This is a genomic window from Streptomyces sp. NPDC006798 (genome assembly GCF_040635975.1).
In the GTDB taxonomy this organism is placed as follows: Bacteria; Actinomycetota; Actinomycetes; order Streptomycetales; family Streptomycetaceae; genus Streptomyces.
Genome location: NZ_JBEYIS010000010.1, coordinates 138201 through 157380, shown reverse-complemented (window position 1 = coordinate 157380; position 19180 = coordinate 138201). Strand labels below are relative to the sequence as shown.

Sequence of the window (19180 nt, the reverse complement as noted above, 5' to 3'; positions counted from 1 at the left end):
GGTCAGGGAGCAAGGGTCAGGGGTCAGGGGTCAGTCCAGTGGTTCGACGGATTGGAGTTCCTCGGCGGAGAGCGCGGTCAGGGACTGCTTGCCCACCATGAGGACGAACCGGTTGCCCAGGCCCACCGAGATGAGGCTCTTGGTTTCGGCCGATACCGTGCGGGCCTTCTCCAGGAACGGCTGGGGGACCGCGATGCGTTCGGTGCGGCCCGGGAGGGCGAAGGTGTCACCGGTGCCGCCGGGGGTGCGGGGTTTGGTGCCCGAGCGGGCCGCTGTGCTGAACGGGCGGCGGACTCCCGGGTAGAGCGACGCGTACAGCCCGGCGAAGGCGGCCACATGGTGGGCGCCGGGGACGGAGAGCCGGCAGACGGGGATGCCGTCGATGGTGGACTGCTCGACGAAGTGGGGCGGCAGGACCCGCGAGTCCCGGTGGAGGAGTACGGTGACCGCCCAGACGCCGGTGTCCGAACGGACCGTGGCGTCCGTGTTGTTGAGGTCGACCAGCAGTTGCCAGACGTCCGACGGCTGGGCGGTCCGGTGGAAGCGTTCCAGGCGGCCCGGGATGCGGTGCAGGCTCCGGATGTACATCTCGTTCCAGCGGTACAGGGCCTCCCGGGCGCCGTCCTGCCGTTTGCGGTCGGCGTCGTAGTCGGCGATGACCCGTTCCCGCTGGGCGCGGACGAGTTTCCGGCGCAGCTCTCCGAGTTCGTAGGTGAGTACGCGTCTGATGCGCTGCGGAGCCCGGCCGTAGGCGGCGGCCAGCTCGATCAGGTTGTCGTCGTCGATCGGGGGGCCGTGCCACGGTCCGGGGCGGGGCACATAGCGTTCGGCCATCGCGACGACCAGTTCGAAGGCGCGGGCCTGGCGGAGTTGTACGGCGGGCGTCCGGTCGACGGCGCGTTCCACCGTCCGCCGGGACATGCCCAGGGCCGCGGCGACGTCGTCCACGAACCGGGGACGGCGGCTCGGGACGATGCCCTCCGTCTCGAACCGGCGGTAGTTCTTCGGGGAGACCTCCAGCCGCTCCACCACGTCCTGGGCGCGGAGCCCGGCGGCCCGGCGGAGGTCGGCGAGGGTCCAGGAGCTCCTGGACTCGGTGTTCATGAGCTGCCACGGGTGGATCCCCAGCGCCTCGGCGAGGGCCCGTACCCGGGGTGGATCCGGCACTCGGTGCCCGTTCTCGTATGCCAGGATCTGCGCCTTCGTCGCCCCGACGGCCCGGGCCAGCGCGTCCGCCGTGATCGATTCCCGGGTGGAGTCCCCGTCGGCGTTGGTCCTGTGCGTGCGCAGTGCGGCCGGATCGAAATCGCTGAGGCCCCGTGCCATTAACCTGCTCTTTCTCGTCAGCGGGACCGATTAAGGGGTACCATCCGGAGTAAGCGGGCCCGGCTTCCCCGTGTTCCTGGAGAGCGCGACCTGGTCTGCCGTGTTTTTAAGCGGCAGAACTGCTGGATGTGCTCGTTGAAACACGGGATGTTAGGAATCGCTGACCGCACGGTTAAAGGACTTCGGTCCACGTGTATTGGTAAGGAAAGACCCTGTACCTCCACGGTTCATGAAGCCGTCGGCGGAGGCACAGGGTCGGCGTCTGGGAGCTATCTCCCGGAAAGGCCCTCTGTTCCAGCAGGGGGCCTTACGCGTCTAGAGGTGACCATCGAACAGTTGACGCCGCAACCAGGCACCCAGTGCCTGAAGCGCCAGCCATACGGCGGCCTTCTTGACGATCTTCCGGTTGGTTCGCTCTCCGCCCTTCGGCGGATCGGCCATACGCGGCACCTTCCCTTTGACGACGGAGCACGATCGGCCCCGATCGGGAAAACCGATCGACCGGTGACGTCTCGAAGAAGATGTTGGGATTACCTTACCGGGTACACCAGGACGTCCGCTGTCGCCGCCAATCGCGGTACTCCACGGCAATCTGACGACGCCTCGGCCAGTGAATAGGCATTAATTCCGGTTAAGCCCGGCCTTGAGCCCCCTGAGCTGCGAACATACGGCCGAGCAGACAATCAATTGGTCCATACCAGGCCGGGGGGCGAGTAGAGTTTCTACGCCGTTTACGGCATCTGTGTACGCCGTCCACAAGAACGGCTACTCCCGCCCCTGTGGGCTATGTCACTCCGGGCGTTCCGCGAGGAAGACGAACTCGCGCCCCGGGCGGTCCGGGGCGTCGCGGAGCTCGTAGGACGGGAAGCCCGCGGCGCGGAGGTCGGCGGCGACCTCGTCGCGGGTGCGGAAGCGGAGGGTCGACGTCGAGGTGAGCGTCGTGGCCGTGGCGCGGAGGACGCAGGTCTGATGGAACGTCACCAGGGGTCCGTCGACGGCCAGGATGTCGTACCAGCTCTCGACCTCCCCCGTGCCCGGGATGTCCACGACCTCGTACGACTGCTCCCGCGTCCAGGACTCCCAGGCGCGGACCGCCGGGTCGCGGGTCTCGAAGACCAGCCGGCCGCCCGGGCGGAGGGCGCGGTGGGCGGCTTCGAGGGTGGCGTGCCACTCCGCCGGGGTGAGGATCTGCTGGGCCGCGTTGGCCGTCATCGTCGCCAGGTCGTAGCCCGGGCGCGCGGGCGGGACCGCCGTCGCGTCGCCGTGGATCCAGCGGACCCGGTCCGCGCCGGGTTTGGCGCGGGCCACGTCCAGGGACGCGCCCGCCGGGTCGACGCCCGTCACCTCGATCCCGCGGTCGGCGAGCAGCAGGGCGAACACCCCCGTACCGCAGCCGATGTCGAGGACCCGGCGGGCCCCGAACTCGTCCGCCGTCGCGAGGTAGGCGTCGAGATCGGAGCGGTCCGGGTCGAGCGGGTCGTAGAGCGAGGCCAGCCGGGGGTCCTGGAAGATCTCGTTCGCCATGGGGCGACCGTAGCCGGGGGCGGGTGGCGGGCGCGTTCGGTTTTCCGGGGCGTACGCCGTCATTCGGACGGGGGAATCGGGGGTGTTACGCGCGCTCCCGGGGTCCGTACGGGCTCAGGATGCCGTCCATGCCGTCCATGTCGAGCATCCGAAACCGATCCTTCCGCCGTCTGACGCTGGGCGCGGCCCTCGCCGTGGTCCTCGCCGGGCAGGCCGTACTGCTGCCCGGCGCCGGAGTCGCGCGGGCCGCCGTCTGCGCGCCGTCCACCGCCGCCTGCGGGTCCGTCGTCGTCGCGCCCGTGTCGCAGGAGCCGCCGAGTACCGGGCCCTGCGACAGTCCGGAGCCCGTCGTCTGCCAGATCCGGGCCCAGACCCCGGAACAGCGGGAGAAGTCCCGCGATATCCGGATGATGTACCACGGGCTGCTGGTGGAGATGGACCGCGAGGAGTGCGAGATGCGGGCCGCCGGGGCGTCCGAGGAGGAGATCGCCCGGCGGATGGTGCAGCTCCGCAATGACGCCAAGGAGATCACCCGGGCCGGGATGAGCCCGGAGGAGGTCCGGCGCCTGGAGGAGCGGAATATCGCCAAGTACGGCAATCCGCTGGGGCCGACGGCCGATCAGCTGTACGCCAAGTACGGCTCCTGGGCGGCGGTGACGGCCGCCTCGACCCGGACCAGCGTGCCCGTCGACCGGGAGCTGGGTCTGGAGTACCGGGAGTGTCCCTGCGCGCTGTGAGCCCTTAGGTACGGGGGCGGACCAGGCCCGACTCGTACGCCGCGATGACCGCCTGGGCCCGGTCCCGTACCCCCAGCTTGGCGAAGACGTTGGTGACATGGTTCTTCACCGTCTGGACGCCGATCGTCAGGGCCGTCGCGATCTCCGTGTTGTCCAGGCCCGAGGCGATCAGCCGGAGGATGTCGACCTCGCGCGGCGTCAGCCCCGACAGGTCGGCGGCGGCCGGGGGCGGGGCCGTGACGAAGGCGCCGATCAGCCGGGTGAGCAGCCGGGGTGCCACGACCGCCTCGCCGGAGTGGACCGTACGGAGCGCCGACGCCAGTTCCTCGGGCGAGACGTCCTTGGGGAGGAAGCCGGACGCCCCCGCCCGCAGCGCGCGGATCACGTACTCGTCCATGTCGAAGGTGCTCAGGGCCAGGACCCGGCAGCCGGGTACCTCCGCGACCAGGCGTTCCGTGGCGCCGACACCGTCGAGGACGGGCATCCGGATGTCCATCAGGACCACGTCGGGGCGGAGCCGCAGGGCCTCGGTGACGGCCTCCTCGCCGTTCCCGGCCTCGCCCACCACCTCGATGCCGGTCGCCGCCCGCAGGATCAGCGACAGGCCGGTACGGACCAGCGGCTGGTCGTCCGCGATCAGGACCCTCAGCAGGCCGGGGGTGGGCTGTGCGGTCGGCGTGGTCATCGGCGAGTGCTCCTTCTTCGGGGACGGGGTCATGGGGGTCATGACGGCGGCAGCGGTACCGTCGCCGCCACCCGGAACCCGCCGTCCCGGCACGGGCCCGCCTCGAAAGAGCCCCCGTGCACGGCGACCCGTTCCCGCATCCCCAGCAGACCGTAGCCGCCGCCGGCCGGGGGTGCCGCCGTGCGGCGGGGGTGCGGGCGGCCCCGGCCGTCGTTCGTGATCTCCACGGTGACCTCGCCCGGCCGGTAGTCCAGCCGGACCTCGGCCCGGGCGCCCTCGCCCGCGTGCTTGCGCGCGTTGGTCAGCGACTCCTGGACGATCCGGTAGAGCGTCAGCCCCGTCGTAGCCGGTACCGCCGGTACGTCCGGAGGCGGCGCGGGCGGTCCGGCCGGGGGCGGTACGGCCGGGCCGCCGGTGGCCGACGGCTCCGCCGGGAGCCCGGCCGAGGTGATCCGCAGCTCCGCCGGGAGCCCGGCCGCCGCCGAGCCCGCCACCAGACCGGCGATGTCCGCCGCGCCCGGCTGCGGCTCCGACGGCGCCTCCTCCGGGCCGCCGTCGTCGCTGCGGAGCACGCCCAGCAGCTCCCGCATCTCGCCGAGCGCCGAACGTGCCGACTTCTCCAGTGTCAGCAGCGCCTCCCGGGACGCCGCCACGTCGTGGTCGAGCATCGTCCGGGCCCCGCCCGACATCAGATAGACCGTGGTGATGTGGTGCGCCACCACGTCGTGCAGCTCCCGGGCGATCCGGCGGCGCTCGTCGGCGACCGCCCGCTCCGCCAGCAGCAGCCGGGTGAGGTCGGCCTGCCGCCGCCACCGGGTGACCCAGGCCGCGGCCAGGACGATGATCGCCAGGCCGAGCGTGTCGGGGAGCACGGAGAGCAGGGGCGTGCCGCCCGCGAGGCCGCGCAGCGTGTTGGCGCCGAAGGCGACCGCGCAGGCCCAGATCAGGGTCGGCCGGTCGGCGGTCCTGAGCACCCCGTAGAACGCGATCATCAGGGCGACGCTCACGCCGTACGTCAGCGGGACGGCGAATCCGGCCGCCGTCTGGACCACGACCAGCGCCACGAACGCCCGGACCGGGTTCTCCCGGCGGGGGAGCAGGACCAGCGGCGCGAGGACGACGGCGACGAGCCCGACGGGGGAGAAGCTCACCTCGGTCTGGCCGGTCTCGCCGAGGTAGCCGACCGTACCGAGGTAGTCGACGACTTCGAGGGCGATCGCGAAGAGGATCAGGACGTCGTTGCGGAGCCAGGTCAGCCTGTCGGAGGCGAGGCCGCGCCGGGCGCCGTGCCGGCCGTACCACCGCCGCGCCCGGCGGAAGAGGGACCCGGCGGGGCCGTCCGGGTGCGGTGTCGGCTGCGGGTGATCCGCCGTACGAACCCCGGGGCGTACGTCCCCCACGCCCTCACCGGTCACTCCCACACCACCCACACACCTCTCGGCACAGCACCACGGTCCCGGAGACCCGGGTCCTCCAGGGTCTCCCATCATCCGACCACGGTCTCCCCCCACCCCTCCTCACCTCGGTGGATTCCCGTCCGGTACCCGGGTCCTGCCCCCGGACCGCCCCGGACCCCGGTCCGGAACGGGCTCCGTTCCCGCGCACGATGCCCGGCGGGGGGTCGGATTGATGTGCTGGAGACGTTCCCGGAACCCGTTCCGGAACCTGTTCGGCCCGCTCCGAACAGGTTCCGGAACCTGTTCCGTCCGTCCCCGTCCCCGGAAGAGGCCGAAAAGACCATGATCCGCAGTATCACCTCGTTCGCCACGCGGCGACGCTGGCTGACGATCGGCGTCTGGGTGCTGCTCGGCATCGCCCTGAGCGTCGTCGGCCAGTCCCTGATGTACAAGGCCACCGACTCCCAGACCGGGGACTTCCTGCCCAAGGGGTACGACTCCGCCGCCGCCCTGCGGATCGCCGAGGAGGAGTTCGGCGCGAAGCCCGACGCCAACGCGGCGACCGTGCTCCTCTCCCGTACCGACGGGAAGAAGCTGACCGCCGCCGACCGGGACCGGATCGGCAAGATCGTCCGGGAACTCGCCGACCGGCGGATCGAGGCGGCGAAGCCCGAGATGCCGCTGATGGAGGACTACTCCCAGAAGCCCCGGCTCGGGCTGGGGACCGTCGCGCCCGACGGCACGTTCCAGCTGGTCAGCCTCTCCCTCAAGGGCAATATGAACGACCCCGGGCTCCAGGACGTCTACAAGGACTTCCGGGACGACGCCCGGAAGGAGTTCACCGGGGCCGGGATGAAGGCCGGGTTCACCGGCGGTATCGCGTCCTCCGTCGACTCCCTGGAGGCGAGCAAGGAGAGCGAGCAGCTCGTCCACATAGCGACGATCGTCCTGATCCTGCTGCTGAACGTGATCGTCTTCCGCAGCCCGCTGGCCGCCCTGCTGCCGCTGATCGCCTGTGTACTGGTCGGCGGGGTCGCCTCGGGCGCGGTCGCCGGGTTCGCCGTACTCTTCGACATCAATCTCGACGCGTCCGTACCGTCCCTGATCACCGTCGTCCTGCTGGGTATCGGGATCGACTACTTCCTCTTCCTGCTCTTCCGGTTCCGTGAGGAGTTGCGGAACAACCCGGGGGTGAACGCCCGGGAAGCCGCCGCCACGACCGCCGCGAAGGTGGGCGGCGCGGTCACCTCGGCCGGACTGACGATCGTCGCCGCCTTCGCCACCCTCGGCGTCGCCAGCTTCGGGCAGTTCCGGGTGCTGGGCCCGGCGATCGCCGTCTCCGTGCTGGTGATGCTGCTGGCCAGCCTGACCCTGATGCCCGCGATCCTCGCCGTCACCGGCCGGGCCATGTTCTGGCCGTCGAAGGCGTGGCAGCGCGAGCGGCGGGGCGGCTTCGCGGCCCGGCTCGGCTTCGCCGTCGCCCACCGGCCGGTCCGGTACGTGGTCGGCAGCCTGGCCCTGCTCGGACTGCTCTCGGCGGGCGCGCTGGGCGTGAAGATGAGCTACGACATGCCGGAGCAGGACCGTACCGACGCCGTCCAGGTCGCCGACGAGATCGCCCGCAGCATGCCCGCGGGCGCCGTCGACCCGCACACCGTGTACGTCCGCGGCGACAAGCCCCTCGACGAGCGGGCGGTGAACGGACTCGGCGACGCGCTGCGGAAGACCGAGGGCGTGGCGCAGGTCCTGCCCGCGCGGTACGACGCGGATCGCGACGCGGCCAGTATCGGGGTCGTACTGAAGGTGGGGTCGGAGTCCTCGAAGGCGCGTGAGCTGGTGTCGGGGCCGGTCCGGGCCGCGATCTCCGAGCACCGGCCCGACGGGGCGGACGCGCACATCACCGGTACCGCGGCGATCTACGCCGATGTCTCCGAGGCCGTCGAGAAGGATCTGCGGCTGGTCTTCCCGATCGCGGCCGGACTGATCGCGCTGATCCTGCTCCTGCTGCTGCGGTCCCTGGTCGCACCGCTCGTCCTGCTGGTCGCGGTCGGACTCGGCTTCGCGGCCACCCTGGGCTCGGCGACCCTGCTCTTCCAGCACACGCTCGACCGGCCGGGGGTCCTCTTCACCCTGCCGCTGGTGCTCTTCCTCTTCGTGGTGGCGCTCGGTACGGACTACAACATCCTGATCGGCGACCGGATCCGGGAGGAGATGGCGAAGCCCGTCCCGGCCCGGCGGGCCGTCGCCGAGGCCGTACGGCACACCGCGCCCGCGATCGCCACGGCGGGCCTGGTCCTCGCGGGCTCCTTCGGCAGCCTGGCGGCGAGCCCGGCGTCGCAGGAGGTCGGCTTCGCGACGGCGCTGGGGATCCTGCTCTCGGCCCTCGTCCTCTCCCTGGTCCTGGTCCCGGCCCTGGCCGCGATCCTGGGCCGGGCGATGTGGTGGCCCTCGCGGGGCGAGCGGGACGGGCAGAACCAGCAGGACCCGGCGGACCGGCGGGACGGCTCGGACTATCCGCAGTACCCGGGACACCCGGGACACCCCGAGCCGTCGTACGCGGCGGGGTACGGGACCGGGTACGCGCCGGAGCACCCCTCGGCGGACCCCTCCGGGCCGGTGGGCGGTATGCCCCGGAGGTGATCGCACCCCCGAAGTGATCGGATGACAGCGGGACCCGGGCCGGGCGGCCCGGGTCCCGCTTCTCGTGCCTTCTCTTGCTTTCTCGTGCCTTCACCGGGCGGGCCAGTACCGCCCGGCCGGGCGCCCGAAAGGGGCATCACCTGCTGAATCCGCAGGAAAACCAGGTCGGTTGAGCACGCATCTTGTACCGGCTACTATCTCACTCGATAGCTTTACCAAAAGGTATCTGGGGTGAGGACATGTTCTGCTCCGAGGGCGCGCCCGGTTCGCACGGGCCGAACCCGTACACCGGTGGGCCTCCGCCGCACTGCCGTCCTCCGGCATTCGCCACGGCGGCGCCCGCCCGGCCGCGCTGAGACCGCCCGGCGGCCGGCAAAGGCGCACAGGCACCGGCACGGATCCAGGCACCCACGCGGGCAGCGGCCGCGGACACCGGCCGCGGGCACCGGCACCATCGCGCGGCCGGAGACACCGGCAGGACCTTCACCGACGCCCGGAACCCCCGTCCGGCGCGACCAGATCGGCAGGCACACAGGCCGAACGACCTCGGGAGACCATCTTGTCCGTCCAACCTGTCCGATCTGCTCGATCCGTCCGATCCGTCCGGCCGTACGTTCCGGGATCCGGCGGATCCGGAACGCGCGCGGCCCGGCGGGGAGTCACCCGGCGGGGAGTCACCCGGTGAACCGGTCCCGCCATGAGATAGCCGTCGTCGGCGCCGGACCGCGCGGACTCTCCGTACTGGAGCGGTTCTGCGCCCGGTTCGCCCGTGAGCGCCCCGGAACCCCGGTCACCGTGCACGTGGTGGACCCCTTCCCGCCAGGACCCGGAGCCGTATGGCGGACCGACCAGAGCCGCCATCTGCTGATGAACACGGTGGCGTCCCAGGTCACGGTCTTCACCGACGACTCGGTGACCATGACGGGACCGGTGACCGAAGGGCCGAGCCTCTACGAGTGGGCCCGGTTCCTCACCCTGATGGGCCCGCTGGGGGAGTTGACCGATGCCGTCCTCCCCGAGGTCAGGGGGCTCGGACCGGACGACTACCCGACCCGGGCCCTCTACGGCCGCTATCTGGAGTGGGCGTTCCGGCGGGTGGTCGGCACCGCCCCGGCCCCGGTCACCGTACGGGTCCACGGTGGCCGGGCGGTGGCCCTGGACGACGAACCCGGCGGCGAGCAGCGGCTGCGGCTGGAGGACGGCACCGTCCTGGCGGGCCTGGCGTCGGTGGTGCTCGCCCTGGGACACACCCCGTCCCGGGCCGACCGCGCCCAGAACGGGCACGCCGCCTTCGCGCGCCGCCACGGACTTTGCTACGTCCCCCCGGCCAACCCGGCCGATCTGGACCTCTCCTCGGTCGCGCCCGGCGAGACCGTACTGCTCCGCGGCCTCGGCCTGAACTTCTTCGACCACATGGCGCTCTTCACCGAGGGCCGGGGCGGCACCTACGAACGGACCGGCGACCGGCTCGTCTACCGGCCGTCAGGGGCGGAGCCGCGGCTGGTCGCGGGGTCGCGGCGCGGGGTCCCGTACCACTCGCGCGGCGCCAACGAGAAGGGCGCGTACGGCCGCTACTTACCGCGGCTGCTGACCGTCGGGACCGTCGCCCGGCTACGCGGCCGGGGCGATACCGGGATCGACTTCCACACCGAGCTGTGGTCCCTGATCTCCCGCGAGGTCGAGTGCGTCTACTACGAGGTCCTGCTGCGCCGGGCGGGCCGGGCCAACGACGCCGAACGGCTGGCCGCTCCGTACCTGGCCGCCGAGACCGCCGGGGAACGGACGGCCGTACTGGACCGGTTCGGGGTCGCCGCCGGGGACCGCTGGGACTGGGACCGGATCGCCCACCCGCACCGGGACCGCGAGTTCACCGGGCCCGCCGAGTACCGGAGCTGGCTCATCGGCTATCTCCAAAAGGACCTCGCGGAGGCCCGGCAGGGCAATGTCAGCGGACCGGCGAAGGCCGCCCTCGACGTCCTGCGCGATCTGCGCAACGAGGTCCGGCTCGCCGTCGACCACGCCGGGCTCACCGGCGAATCGCACCGCGCCCACCTGGACCACTGGTACACGCCCCTCAACGCCTTCCTCTCGATCGGACCGCCCGCGGGCCGGATCGAGGAGATGATCGCGCTGATCGAGGCGGGCGTCCTCGACGTCCTCGGGCCCGGGCTGCGGATCGCCGCCGACGACGAAACCGGAGTGTTCACCGCCCGGTCCGAGACCATCGGCGGGGAGCCGGTGCCGGGCCGGGTACTGATCGAGGCCCGGCTGCCGGTACCCGACCTGCCGGAGACCGCCGATCCGCTCCTCGCCCATCTGCTCGCGTCCGGCCAGGCCCGCCCGCACACGGTGCCCGGGGCGCCCGGCGGGACCGGCTACCGGACGGGCGCGGTCGCGGTCACCGAACGGCCCTGCCATGTGATCGACGCCCAGGGCCGCCCCCATCCCCGCCGATTCGCCTACGGAGTACCGACCGAGGCCGTGCACTGGGCCACCGCCGCGGGCATCCGCCCCGGCGTGGACTCCGTGACGCTGGGGGACTCCGACGCGATCGCCGCCGCGCTGATGGCGCCCCTCCTGGACCCGGCGGCGGCGCCCCTGCCGGATCCGGCGGCCCCGGGACCCGGCCCGCACACCATGTCCGAGGTGACGCTGTGAACGATCGCACGGCCGAACCGGCGGATACGACCGCCGAGCCGGACACCGGTCTGCTGACGCCCGTCCGGGCGGGCACCCCCGTCGAAGCGGCCGTCGGCGACCGGGCCTGGCTCCAGGCCATGCTGGACGCCGAGGCGGCGCTCGCCCGGTCCCAGGCCCGGCTCGGCACCATGCCGAAGAGCGCGGCGGCGGTGATCACCGAGGCGGCCCGGGCGGAGCGGTTCGACTGCCGCGCGATCGCCCTGGGCAGCCGGGAGACGGCCAACCCCGTGGTCGGCCTGGTCCGCGCCCTCACCGACGCCGTGGCGGAGGCCGACCCGGTCGCCGCCGAGTACGTCCACCGGGGCTCCACCAGCCAGGACATCCTCGACACCGGCGCGATGCTGGTATCGCGGAACGCCCTGCGGCTCGTCGTGGCCGATCTGACGCGCGGCTCGGAGCTGCTGGCCCGGCTCGCCGCCGGGCACCGCGACACCCCGATGGCCGGACGCACCCTCGGACTCCAGGCCGTACCCATCACCTTCGGACTGAAGGCGGCGGGCTGGCGGCGGCTGCTGGACGACTGCGCCGACCGGCTCGGGCGGCTGCTCGACGGCGGGCTCCCGGTCTCGCTCGGCGGTGCCGCCGGGACCCTGGCCGGATATCTGGAGTACGCGGAGCTGGACGGCCCGGAGCGGGCCGGGGACACCGGCTCGTACGTACGGGAACTCGGCCGTACCTTCGCCGAGGAGACCGGGCTCGCGGACCCGGCGCTGCCCTGGCACGCGCTCCGTACCCCGATCGCCGATCTGGCGGGCGCGCTCGCCACCACCGCCGGGGCGCTGGGCAAGATCGCCCTGGACGTCCAGTCGCTCGCCAGGACCGAGGTCGCGGAGGTCTCGGAGCCGGGCGGGGCGGGGCGGGGCGCGTCGTCGGCGATGCCGCACAAGCGCAATCCGGTCCTGGCCACGCTGATCCGGGCCGCCGCCCTTCAAGTGCCGGTCATCGCGGCGGGTCTGACGCAGTGTCTGCTGGCCGAGGACGAGCGTTCGGCCGGCGCCTGGCACGCGGAGTGGGAGTTGCTGCGGAGCTGTCTGCGGCTGACCGGAGGCGCCGCGCACACGGCCGTCGAACTGCTCGCCGGGCTGCGGGTGCACCCCGAGCGGATGCTGGAGAACCTGTCCGTCACCGGCAGTCAGGTCGTCTCCGAGCGGGTCGCCGCGGCCCTCGCCCCGCATCTGGGCCGGGCGGCGGCGAAGGCCCTGCTCACCGAGGCGTCGGCGACGGCCGAGCGGGAGGGCCGGACCCTCGGGGAGGTTCTGGCGGCCCACCCCGGGGTCGGGGACCGGCTCGGGCCGGAGCGGCTGGCCGTACTCCTCGATCCGCTCCGCTACACGGGAGCGTCGGCGGAACTCGTGGACCGCGCCCTGGAGTCCGGCCGCGAGACCGGACCGGCGGACGGCGGACCGGCGGCGGACCGGGCCGGCGGCTGACCGCCCCGACGGCCGACCGGACCGGCTGACCGCGCGACGGCCCGGTCGGTCGCCGGTGCCGTGACCACCCGGCCGCCCGGGAGACGGACGGCAAAGAAGGCAGGGCGAACGGCGAAGGACGGCCGCCTCGGTGGGCAACTGTGCACAGCGCACGGTTGCCCACCCCCGGCCCGGTCCCGGCAGCCGCCCGTACGAGCCCGGCGGACACCCGGTGTCAGGAGAGGCATGGAACCGATGACTACCGCGGACGCCCACCCCATTCACCCCGCGAACCCCGCGAACCCCGCGGACCCCGCGCACCACCGGCTCCCCGGACGTTCGCGGCAGCAGCCCACCGCCGCGTCGCCGGTGCCGCTCTCCGTCCTGCGGCCCGCCGACTCCCCCCGCACCGTCCCGGAGAACGCGGAGCATCTGCGGGCCCTGATGGCCGCCGAGGAAGCCCTGCCGCCGATCGTCGTACACCGCCCGACCATGCGGATCGTCGACGGTACGTACCGGCTGCGCGCCGCCGAGCTGCGGCGGCGGGAGGAGATCCAGGCGCGGTTCCTCGACTGCACCGCCGACGAGGCGTTCCTGTACGCCGTCGAGGCCAACACCCGGCACGGTCTGCCGCTGACGTTCGCCGAGCGCACGGCGGCGGCGGAACGCGTCCTGCTGACCCATCCCCATTGGGCGGACCGGGCGATCGCCGCCGTGACCGGCCTCTCCCCCCATACCGTCGCGTCCCTGCGCCGGGACGCCGACCCCGGTACGGACTCCCCCGGCACGGCGTCGGCCGAGCGTCTGGGCCGGGACGGCCGGGTACGGCCGCTGAGCACGGCGGGGGGCCGCCGCGAGGCGCAGCGGCTGCTGGCCTGCTCCCCCGGTTCGTCGATGCGGGAGATCGCCCGGCGGACCGGACTCGCCCCGGCCACCGTCCGCGACGTACGGAACCGGATGCTGCGCGGGGAGGATCCCGTACCGGCGCGGCAGCGGGCGGGTGAGCGCCACCGGGACCGTACGGAGCCCGGCGCCGCCGCCCCGGAACAACCGGCCGCGCGGGACCGGGACGTCAGCAATGGTGCGAGCGGCGGGGGCGGGCAGGACCCGGCGGACGTCTACCGGCGTCTGTGCGGCGACCCGGCGATGCGGCAGAGCGAGACGGGCCGGCTGCTGCTGCGGCTGCTGAGCGCGCTCGCGCTCTCCGCCGCGCACTGGCAGGGGCTCGCCACCGAACTGCCGCCGCACCGCGTGGACACCGTCACCGGTCTCGCCCTGGAGAACGCCCGGGTGTGGGACAGCTTCGCCCGGCGGGCCCGGGCGGCGCACCGGATCCCGCCCGGACCCGCCGACGGGCTCCCGGCCCCCGGCACCGGCCGTCAGTAGGTGACGGCACCGGTCTCAATAGGTGACCGTGCGGGTCGTGGGTCCGTAGGGCGCGGCGTCCAGCCAGCGACCGGCGGCCGGCCGGTGGGCGGCGACGCGGGCGGCGGCCCACTGCCGGACCCGCTGCCCGCGCCGCTCCGCCAGCAGATGGTCGAGGGCGGCGCCCGCGGCCCGTACGTTGGCGATCGCGGCGGCCCGCCGCTCGGCCGCGTACCGGGGGACCGTGCCTTCGGCGACGGCGCGGGCGGCCTCGACGGCGTCCACGACACCGGAGTTCATCCCGCGCGCGCCGAACGGCGGCAGCAGGTGGGCGGCCTCGCCCGCCAGCAGTACGCGGTGGTGGGTGTCGGTGAAGCGGGCGGCGACGCGGCGCTGGAAGCGGTAGACCGAGGTCCAGGTGATCCGTACGGGGGAGATGCCGGGGAGCAGGCCCGGCACCCAGCGGTCCGCGGTGGCGGCCGTCCGCCGGGCGTCGTCGCCCGGGCGGCACTGGACGTCGACCCGCCAGCCGCCCCGGAACGGGACCAGCAGCACATTGCGGCCCCCGGCGGCGGGGTGCCGGTAGTGGAAGACGCGTGCGGCGCCGGAACCGGGCGCCGCCTCGACGTCGACCACCACGAACTCCGTCTCCGACGTACTCCCCTCCAGTTCGATCCCGGCGCGGTCACGGACGGCGGACCGGGCGCCGTCGGCCGCGATCACATATCCGGCGTCGTAGGCCGCACCGGCGGCGGTACGCAGCCGGACCCCGTCGGGGCGGCGCTCCAGCTCCCGTACGGCATCGCCCCAGACCGTGCGGATACCCGCCGCGTCGCAGGCCCGGCGCAGCACGTCCTCGACCTCGTTCTGCGCGAGACAGGTGAAGGGGACCGGCCCTGAGGGGGCGGGATAGACCCGGTGGTGGACCCGGCGGCCCGCCCAGAGGGTGCTTCTGGTGCTCCAGACCAACCCCCGCCCGGTGATCTCCGAGCGGAGCCCGGGGTCGACCCGGGCGAGGTGGTCGAGGGTGGCCCGGTGGACGAAGACGGCCCGGCTGCCGGGGCGTACCGCGTCCCGGGGGCGGGCCTCCAGGAGCACGGTCTCCAGGCCCCGGGCGCGCGCCGCCAGGGCCGCGGTGAGCCCGACCGGCCCGGCACCCACCACGGCGACGGCGACGGCGGATACGGGCGCGGGTACGGGTACGGGCGCGTCGCTCATGCCGTCCTGCCGAGCGGTACGCGGAGCTCCGGGAGCGGCGCCGCGCGGCCGGAGTGCGGCGGCGCCACGGCGGGATGGAACGTCTCTTGTACGTAGAGCGGCGCCTCGCCCTCCAGATGGATCAGGTACTCCCGGGCGGCGGCGGGCGCGGCACCGTCCGGTCCCGGCCAGACGCCCAGACCGGTCGTGAGGAGCGTCCGCCGGTTCGGTACGCCGAGCCGGGCCAGGGCACGGCCCATGGGGGCGGTCCGGCCGGTGACCGACGCGGCGACCGAGGCGTCGGACGGCAGCCGGCCGAGCACCAGATTGCGGGAGACCACCCGGCCCCGGGGGGTCACCAGTTCCGTACGGCGGGACAGCGCCGGAACGCCGGGGGCCAGCCGCAGTACGGCCCGGAGCGCCGGGTCGGCCGGTTCCGGCGCGGCCGGGGTCTGCTCCAGGACCCGGATCCGCAGGGGGTGTCCGCCGTGCCGCTCCAGCAGCTCGGTGGTGAGTCCCCGGTGGGCCAGCAGCCGCCGGGTGAAGGCGTCGTGGAACGCCTCCACCGGGAGGGCCCGCAGCAGCGGTCGGACGCGGATCGGTCTGCTCGGGGCGGCGGACATGGCGGGCCCTCTTCACTGGTGTCGGAGGTACGGAAGCCGGTGCTCGGGCGGCGGTGGGCCCGGCACGGCGAACAGAGGTGGTCAGGCGCCGGGGGCGTAGTGGCCCGCGACGCGGCGGGAGGTGACCGCGACCCGGTTGTAGGCATTGATCACCACGATGATCCAGAGGAGCTGGGCGAGCTGCTCCGCTCCGAAGACCTTCACCGTGCGCTCGTACACGTCGTCCGGGACGTGGCCGTCGTGGATCAGCGTGACGGCCTCGGTGAACTCCAGTGCCGCGCGCTCCCGTTCGGTGAAGAAGGGCGCTTCCTCCCAGGTGGCGAGGGCGTAGAGGCGCTGCTCCGACTCGCCCGAGCGGCGGGCGTCGATGGTGTGCATATCGACGCAGAAGGCACAGCCGTTGAGCTGTGAGGCCCGGATGCGGACCAGTTCGACCAGCGCGCCTTCGAGACCGGACTCCCCGGCGGCCCTGGCGGCGGTCGAGGCCAGTCGGTGCATCGACTGGTAGGTCTGCCCGGAGAGGGCGTCGAGGTCGAGATTCCGGCTGCTCCCATTAGTCATGGCGGGACAGTAGGAGCGGCCCGCCGACGGCGGCCAGTGCCCGGTCCGGCAGTTGACCGGGGCGGCTCCGGGCAATGCTTGACCGCCAAGATGCCTCACGGAAAAGGTAATTCGGGACGGGGCAGGGCAGGAGCGGGGGCATGGCCCGGAACAGGCCGGGCAGCCGGGGCGGGAGAACCCCGGCCGGCCCCTCCCGGCCACCCCCCTCGGACCCGCCGCACACCCTCGTTCCGCCCTCACCCCCGCCCCTCGCCCCGGCCCGGCCCGGCAGGCGTACCCGCCCTGGCTCCACGGCACTCCGCGCGCACTCGCGACCGATACCCCGGTGCCAGGTGGCACCCATCCGACGAAACGGCTGGACCTATGACTGAGCTGGCAGACGACACCCCGGCGGCGGGGAGTTCCGGTACGGCTCCCGGGGCTCCCGGGACTTCGACCGCGTCGCCGGGATCGCCGGGATCACCGAATCCCGAGGCCCCGGAGCATCTGCGCGCCATTCTGAACTGGCACTTCGACCCGGCGACGGGCTCCCCGTTCTGGCTGCGCGAGGCCGCCGGGCTCGGCTTCGACCCGCTCACCGACATCAAGGACTGGGCCGACCTGCGCCGCTTCCCGGACCTCAGCGGCAAGTTGCGGACCGTCCCGGTGGAGGCGCTGATCCCGGCCGGGAGTACAGGCGGCGGATTCGAGGTCTTCGAATCAGGCGGCACCGTCGGAGCCCCCAAACGCGTGGTGGACTCCACCGCGCGGACCGCCAACGTCGACTGGGTGAGCGAGATCCTGGCCGGACACGGCTTCCCGGGCCGGGGACACTGGCTCCATGTCGGCCCCACCGGGCCGCATGTCGTCGGCCGGACCGTCCGGCACCTGGCACAGCTCCGCGATTCCCTCTGCTTCACCCTGGACTTCGATCCCCGCTGGGTGAAGCGGCTGATCGCCTCCGGCCGCCCCGAACTCGCCGCCGAGTACCGCGAATATCTGCTCGACCAGATCGAACTCGTCGTCGCCAGCCAGAACATCGCCGTCCTGTTCATCACTCCGCCGGTCCTTGAGGCGGTCTGTGGCCGCCCCGGCCTGTACGAGCGGCTGGAACGGTCCCTGGAGGCGATCCTGTGGGCCGGTACCAGTATCAGCGCCGAATCGCTGCACCAGATCGAGGAGACCTTCTTCCCCCGGGCCAGGGTCGCGGCGATCTACGGCAATACGGTGATGGGCATCGCCCCGCAGCGCCCCCGGGAGAGCGGCGACGAACACCCCTGCGTCTTCCGGCCCTACTTCCCGCAGTCCGTGGTGGAGCTGGTCCACCCCGAGACCGGCCTTCCGGTCGCCTACGGGGAACGCGGCCAGGTCCTCGTCCACCAGCTCAGCCGGGACATGTTCCTGCCCAATGTGCCGGAACGGGACACCGCCGTACGAGTCCGGCCCGGCAAGGGTGACGACATCGACGGCCTCGCAGACATCCAGCCCCTGCGGACCGAGGGCGCGCCGACCGCGATCGAGGGGGTCTACTGATGTCCGAACCCCTGCCCGCCGTCGATCCCGTCATCGGCGGGAGGGACGTCCCCAGCCGGGACCGCACGGTCCTCACCGCCCTCGACGGCTCCCCGCTCGCCTCTGCCGGGCTGGCGCCCCGGCTGCTCGCCCAGGCCGCCTTCAACCGGATGCGGGCGGCGGACCCGGCACCAGCCCCGGTACCCGAACTGTTCGCCGCCGCCGGTGAACTCTTCGCCACGGCCGAACTGGCCGGAGAGTCGCCGGAGACGTACCGCCGCCGGGTCGTCCTCGCCACGGGCACCCCGTACGGCGCCGTCGACCGTGCGGTCGGCAACATCAGGAACAGCCTGGGGATGATCGACCGGATCAACCGGGCGGAGCTGCCCGCGCCCTTCGCCGTACCCGGCTGCCGCACGGTCTGGGTCCCGCGCGGCGCGCTGCTCGCCGCCGTCGTCCCCAACAACCACCCCGAGCCCAACGTCACCTGGGTACGCGCCCTCGCCATGGGCGCCCGGGTCCTGGTCCGCCCCGGCAGCAAGGACCCCTTCACCCCGCGCAGGCTCGTCGCCGCCCTGCTCGCCGCAGGTCTCGACCCGGACACCGTGGCATTCCTGCCCTGTGACCACGAGTCGGGCGAGAACCTGCTGGCCAGGGCCGATCTGGGGCTGGTGTACGGCGGCCCGGCGGCGGCGGCCCGGTTCGGCCGGCGCAACGACGTCCTCGTCCGGGGCCCCGGCCGCAGCAAGGTCCTGCTCGGCCCCGGGGACCAGAAGGACGAGGAACTCCTGGACGACCTCGCCGACTGGATCTCCGACGACGGCGGGGTGCGGTGCAACAACATCTCCCTCGTCCTCACCGGCGGTTCCGTCCACGACCTCGCCGAGGCGCTGGCGGAGCGGCTCGCCGCCCTCCCGGTCCGTCCGGTCACCGACGAGCGCGCCGCCCTCCCGGCGCTCGGCCCCGAACACGGCAAGGCCCTCGCGGACCACGCCGTCGGCCTGGCCGCCGCCGACGGGGCGCGCGACCACAGCAGCCACCGCTACGGCGGCTCCCTGCTCGCCGACCCGGGCGACGGCACCGTGGTGCTGCGCCCCCTGGTGATCTCCGTCGGCCGCGCCGACGCCCCGCCCGCCGGGACCGAACTCGGTTTCCCCTTCGTCGTGGTGGCGCCCTGGCGGCCCGCCGACGGGGTCGCACCGCTGCGGGAGTCGCTGGTCGTCGGGCTGCCCGGCGAGCACGCGGAGCTGGCCGGGGCCGTACTGCGCGAGCCGTCCGTACGGAAGGTGGTCACCGGGCGGGTCCGGCCGTGGTCCGGCGCGCCCGAGACACCGCACGACGGCAGCCTGGCCCAGTTCCTGCTGGAGCCGAAAGGCCTGATCACGGCCGAAACCGAGCCCGGGCCCGAGCCCGCGTACGGAACCGGGCCCGCGACGGGTGCCGGTGCCACGACCGGTACCGGGCCCGCGGCCTGACGGCCCGTACACGCGGCCCCGCCCGTGGCCCCGCCCTCCACCGACGGAAG

15 protein-coding genes are annotated in these 19180 nt (G+C 73.5%); 7 read left to right on the top strand and 8 right to left on the bottom strand.

The annotated features are described in order from the left end of the window. Positions 1–30: 30 nt before the first annotated feature. From ABZ714_RS09520 to ABZ714_RS09510, 3 genes are all read right to left on the bottom strand, one after another. The gene (locus ABZ714_RS09520; RefSeq protein WP_358824578.1) at positions 31–1326 is read right to left on the bottom strand and encodes a helix-turn-helix transcriptional regulator; all 1296 of its coding nucleotides are present in this window, start codon (positions 1324–1326) and stop codon (positions 31–33) included. Positions 1327–1641: 315 nt separating this feature from the next. After that, positions 1642–1767, bottom strand: coding sequence for a hypothetical protein (locus ABZ714_RS09515; RefSeq protein ID WP_358824577.1), 126 nt, complete (start codon positions 1765–1767; stop codon positions 1642–1644). Between the two features lie 348 nt (positions 1768–2115). Continuing rightward, positions 2116–2850 carry a class I SAM-dependent methyltransferase gene (locus ABZ714_RS09510; protein ID WP_358824576.1) on the bottom strand — a complete coding sequence of 245 codons (735 nt, stop codon included), beginning with the start codon at positions 2848–2850 and terminating at the stop codon, positions 2116–2118. Positions 2851–2987: 137 nt separating this feature from the next. On the opposite strand from ABZ714_RS09510, the gene ABZ714_RS09505 reads away from it, so the two are divergent. After that, positions 2988–3587 carry a hypothetical protein gene (locus ABZ714_RS09505; protein WP_358824575.1) on the top strand — a complete coding sequence of 200 codons (600 nt, stop codon included), beginning with the start codon at positions 2988–2990 and terminating at the stop codon, positions 3585–3587. 4 nt (positions 3588–3591) lie between these two features. On the opposite strand, the gene ABZ714_RS09500 is transcribed toward ABZ714_RS09505, so the two are convergent. Together ABZ714_RS09500 and ABZ714_RS09495 are read right to left on the bottom strand one after the other, a co-directional pair. After that, entirely contained in the window at positions 3592–4272 is a 681-nt protein-coding gene (locus tag ABZ714_RS09500) for a response regulator transcription factor (RefSeq protein WP_358824574.1), read from the bottom strand. A gap of 38 nt (positions 4273–4310) precedes the next feature. Continuing rightward, on the bottom strand, positions 4311–5693 hold the full coding sequence (locus ABZ714_RS09495) for a histidine kinase (protein WP_358824573.1): 1383 nt from the start codon (positions 5691–5693) through the stop codon (positions 4311–4313). A gap of 318 nt (positions 5694–6011) precedes the next feature. Here ABZ714_RS09495 and ABZ714_RS09490 point away from each other — a divergent pair, with 318 nt between their 5' ends. The 4 genes from ABZ714_RS09490 (at position 6012) to ABZ714_RS09475 (ending at position 13804) form a co-directional block, all read left to right on the top strand. Then, positions 6012–8309, top strand: coding sequence for an MMPL family transporter (locus tag ABZ714_RS09490; RefSeq protein ID WP_358824572.1), 2298 nt, complete (start codon positions 6012–6014; stop codon positions 8307–8309). Positions 8310–8990: 681 nt separating this feature from the next. Further along, the gene (locus ABZ714_RS09485; RefSeq protein ID WP_358824571.1) at positions 8991–10967 is read left to right on the top strand and encodes an FAD/NAD(P)-binding protein; all 1977 of its coding nucleotides are present in this window, start codon (positions 8991–8993) and stop codon (positions 10965–10967) included. After that, on the top strand, positions 10964–12439 hold the full coding sequence (pcaB, locus tag ABZ714_RS09480) for a 3-carboxy-cis,cis-muconate cycloisomerase (protein WP_358824570.1): 1476 nt from the start codon (positions 10964–10966) through the stop codon (positions 12437–12439). The genes ABZ714_RS09485 and pcaB overlap by 4 nt, the downstream gene beginning before the upstream one ends. Positions 12440–12664: 225 nt before the next feature. Beyond that, positions 12665–13804: a ParB N-terminal domain-containing protein gene (locus ABZ714_RS09475; RefSeq protein ID WP_358824569.1), complete on the top strand. Its 1140-nt coding sequence runs from the start codon at positions 12665–12667 to the stop codon at positions 13802–13804. 15 nt (positions 13805–13819) lie between these two features. Here ABZ714_RS09475 and ABZ714_RS09470 read toward each other — a convergent pair whose 3' ends face one another. The 3 genes from ABZ714_RS09470 to ABZ714_RS09460 all read right to left on the bottom strand — a co-directional run bounded on the left by ABZ714_RS09470 (position 13820) and on the right by ABZ714_RS09460 (position 16164). Beyond that, positions 13820–15001, bottom strand: a complete 1182-nt coding sequence (locus ABZ714_RS09470; protein ID WP_358824568.1) for an FAD-dependent monooxygenase — start codon at positions 14999–15001, stop codon at positions 13820–13822. After that, on the bottom strand, positions 14998–15603 hold the full coding sequence (locus ABZ714_RS09465; RefSeq protein WP_358824567.1) for a hypothetical protein: 606 nt from the start codon (positions 15601–15603) through the stop codon (positions 14998–15000). The genes ABZ714_RS09470 and ABZ714_RS09465 overlap by 4 nt, the downstream gene beginning before the upstream one ends. Positions 15604–15684: 81 nt before the next feature. After that, on the bottom strand, positions 15685–16164 hold the full coding sequence (locus ABZ714_RS09460; protein WP_358824566.1) for a carboxymuconolactone decarboxylase family protein: 480 nt from the start codon (positions 16162–16164) through the stop codon (positions 15685–15687). A 363-nt stretch (positions 16165–16527) separates the two neighbouring features. Here ABZ714_RS09460 and ABZ714_RS09455 point away from each other — a divergent pair, with 363 nt between their 5' ends. Together ABZ714_RS09455 and ABZ714_RS09450 are read left to right on the top strand one after the other, a co-directional pair. Further along, positions 16528–17676 (top strand): phenazine biosynthesis protein, encoded by a 1149-nt coding sequence (locus ABZ714_RS09455; protein WP_358824565.1) that lies wholly within the window; start codon positions 16528–16530, stop codon positions 17674–17676. Next, positions 17676–19130, top strand: coding sequence for an aldehyde dehydrogenase family protein (locus tag ABZ714_RS09450; RefSeq protein ID WP_358824564.1), 1455 nt, complete (start codon positions 17676–17678; stop codon positions 19128–19130). The genes ABZ714_RS09455 and ABZ714_RS09450 overlap by 1 nt, the downstream gene beginning before the upstream one ends. The last annotated feature ends 50 nt before the right edge of the window (positions 19131–19180 follow it).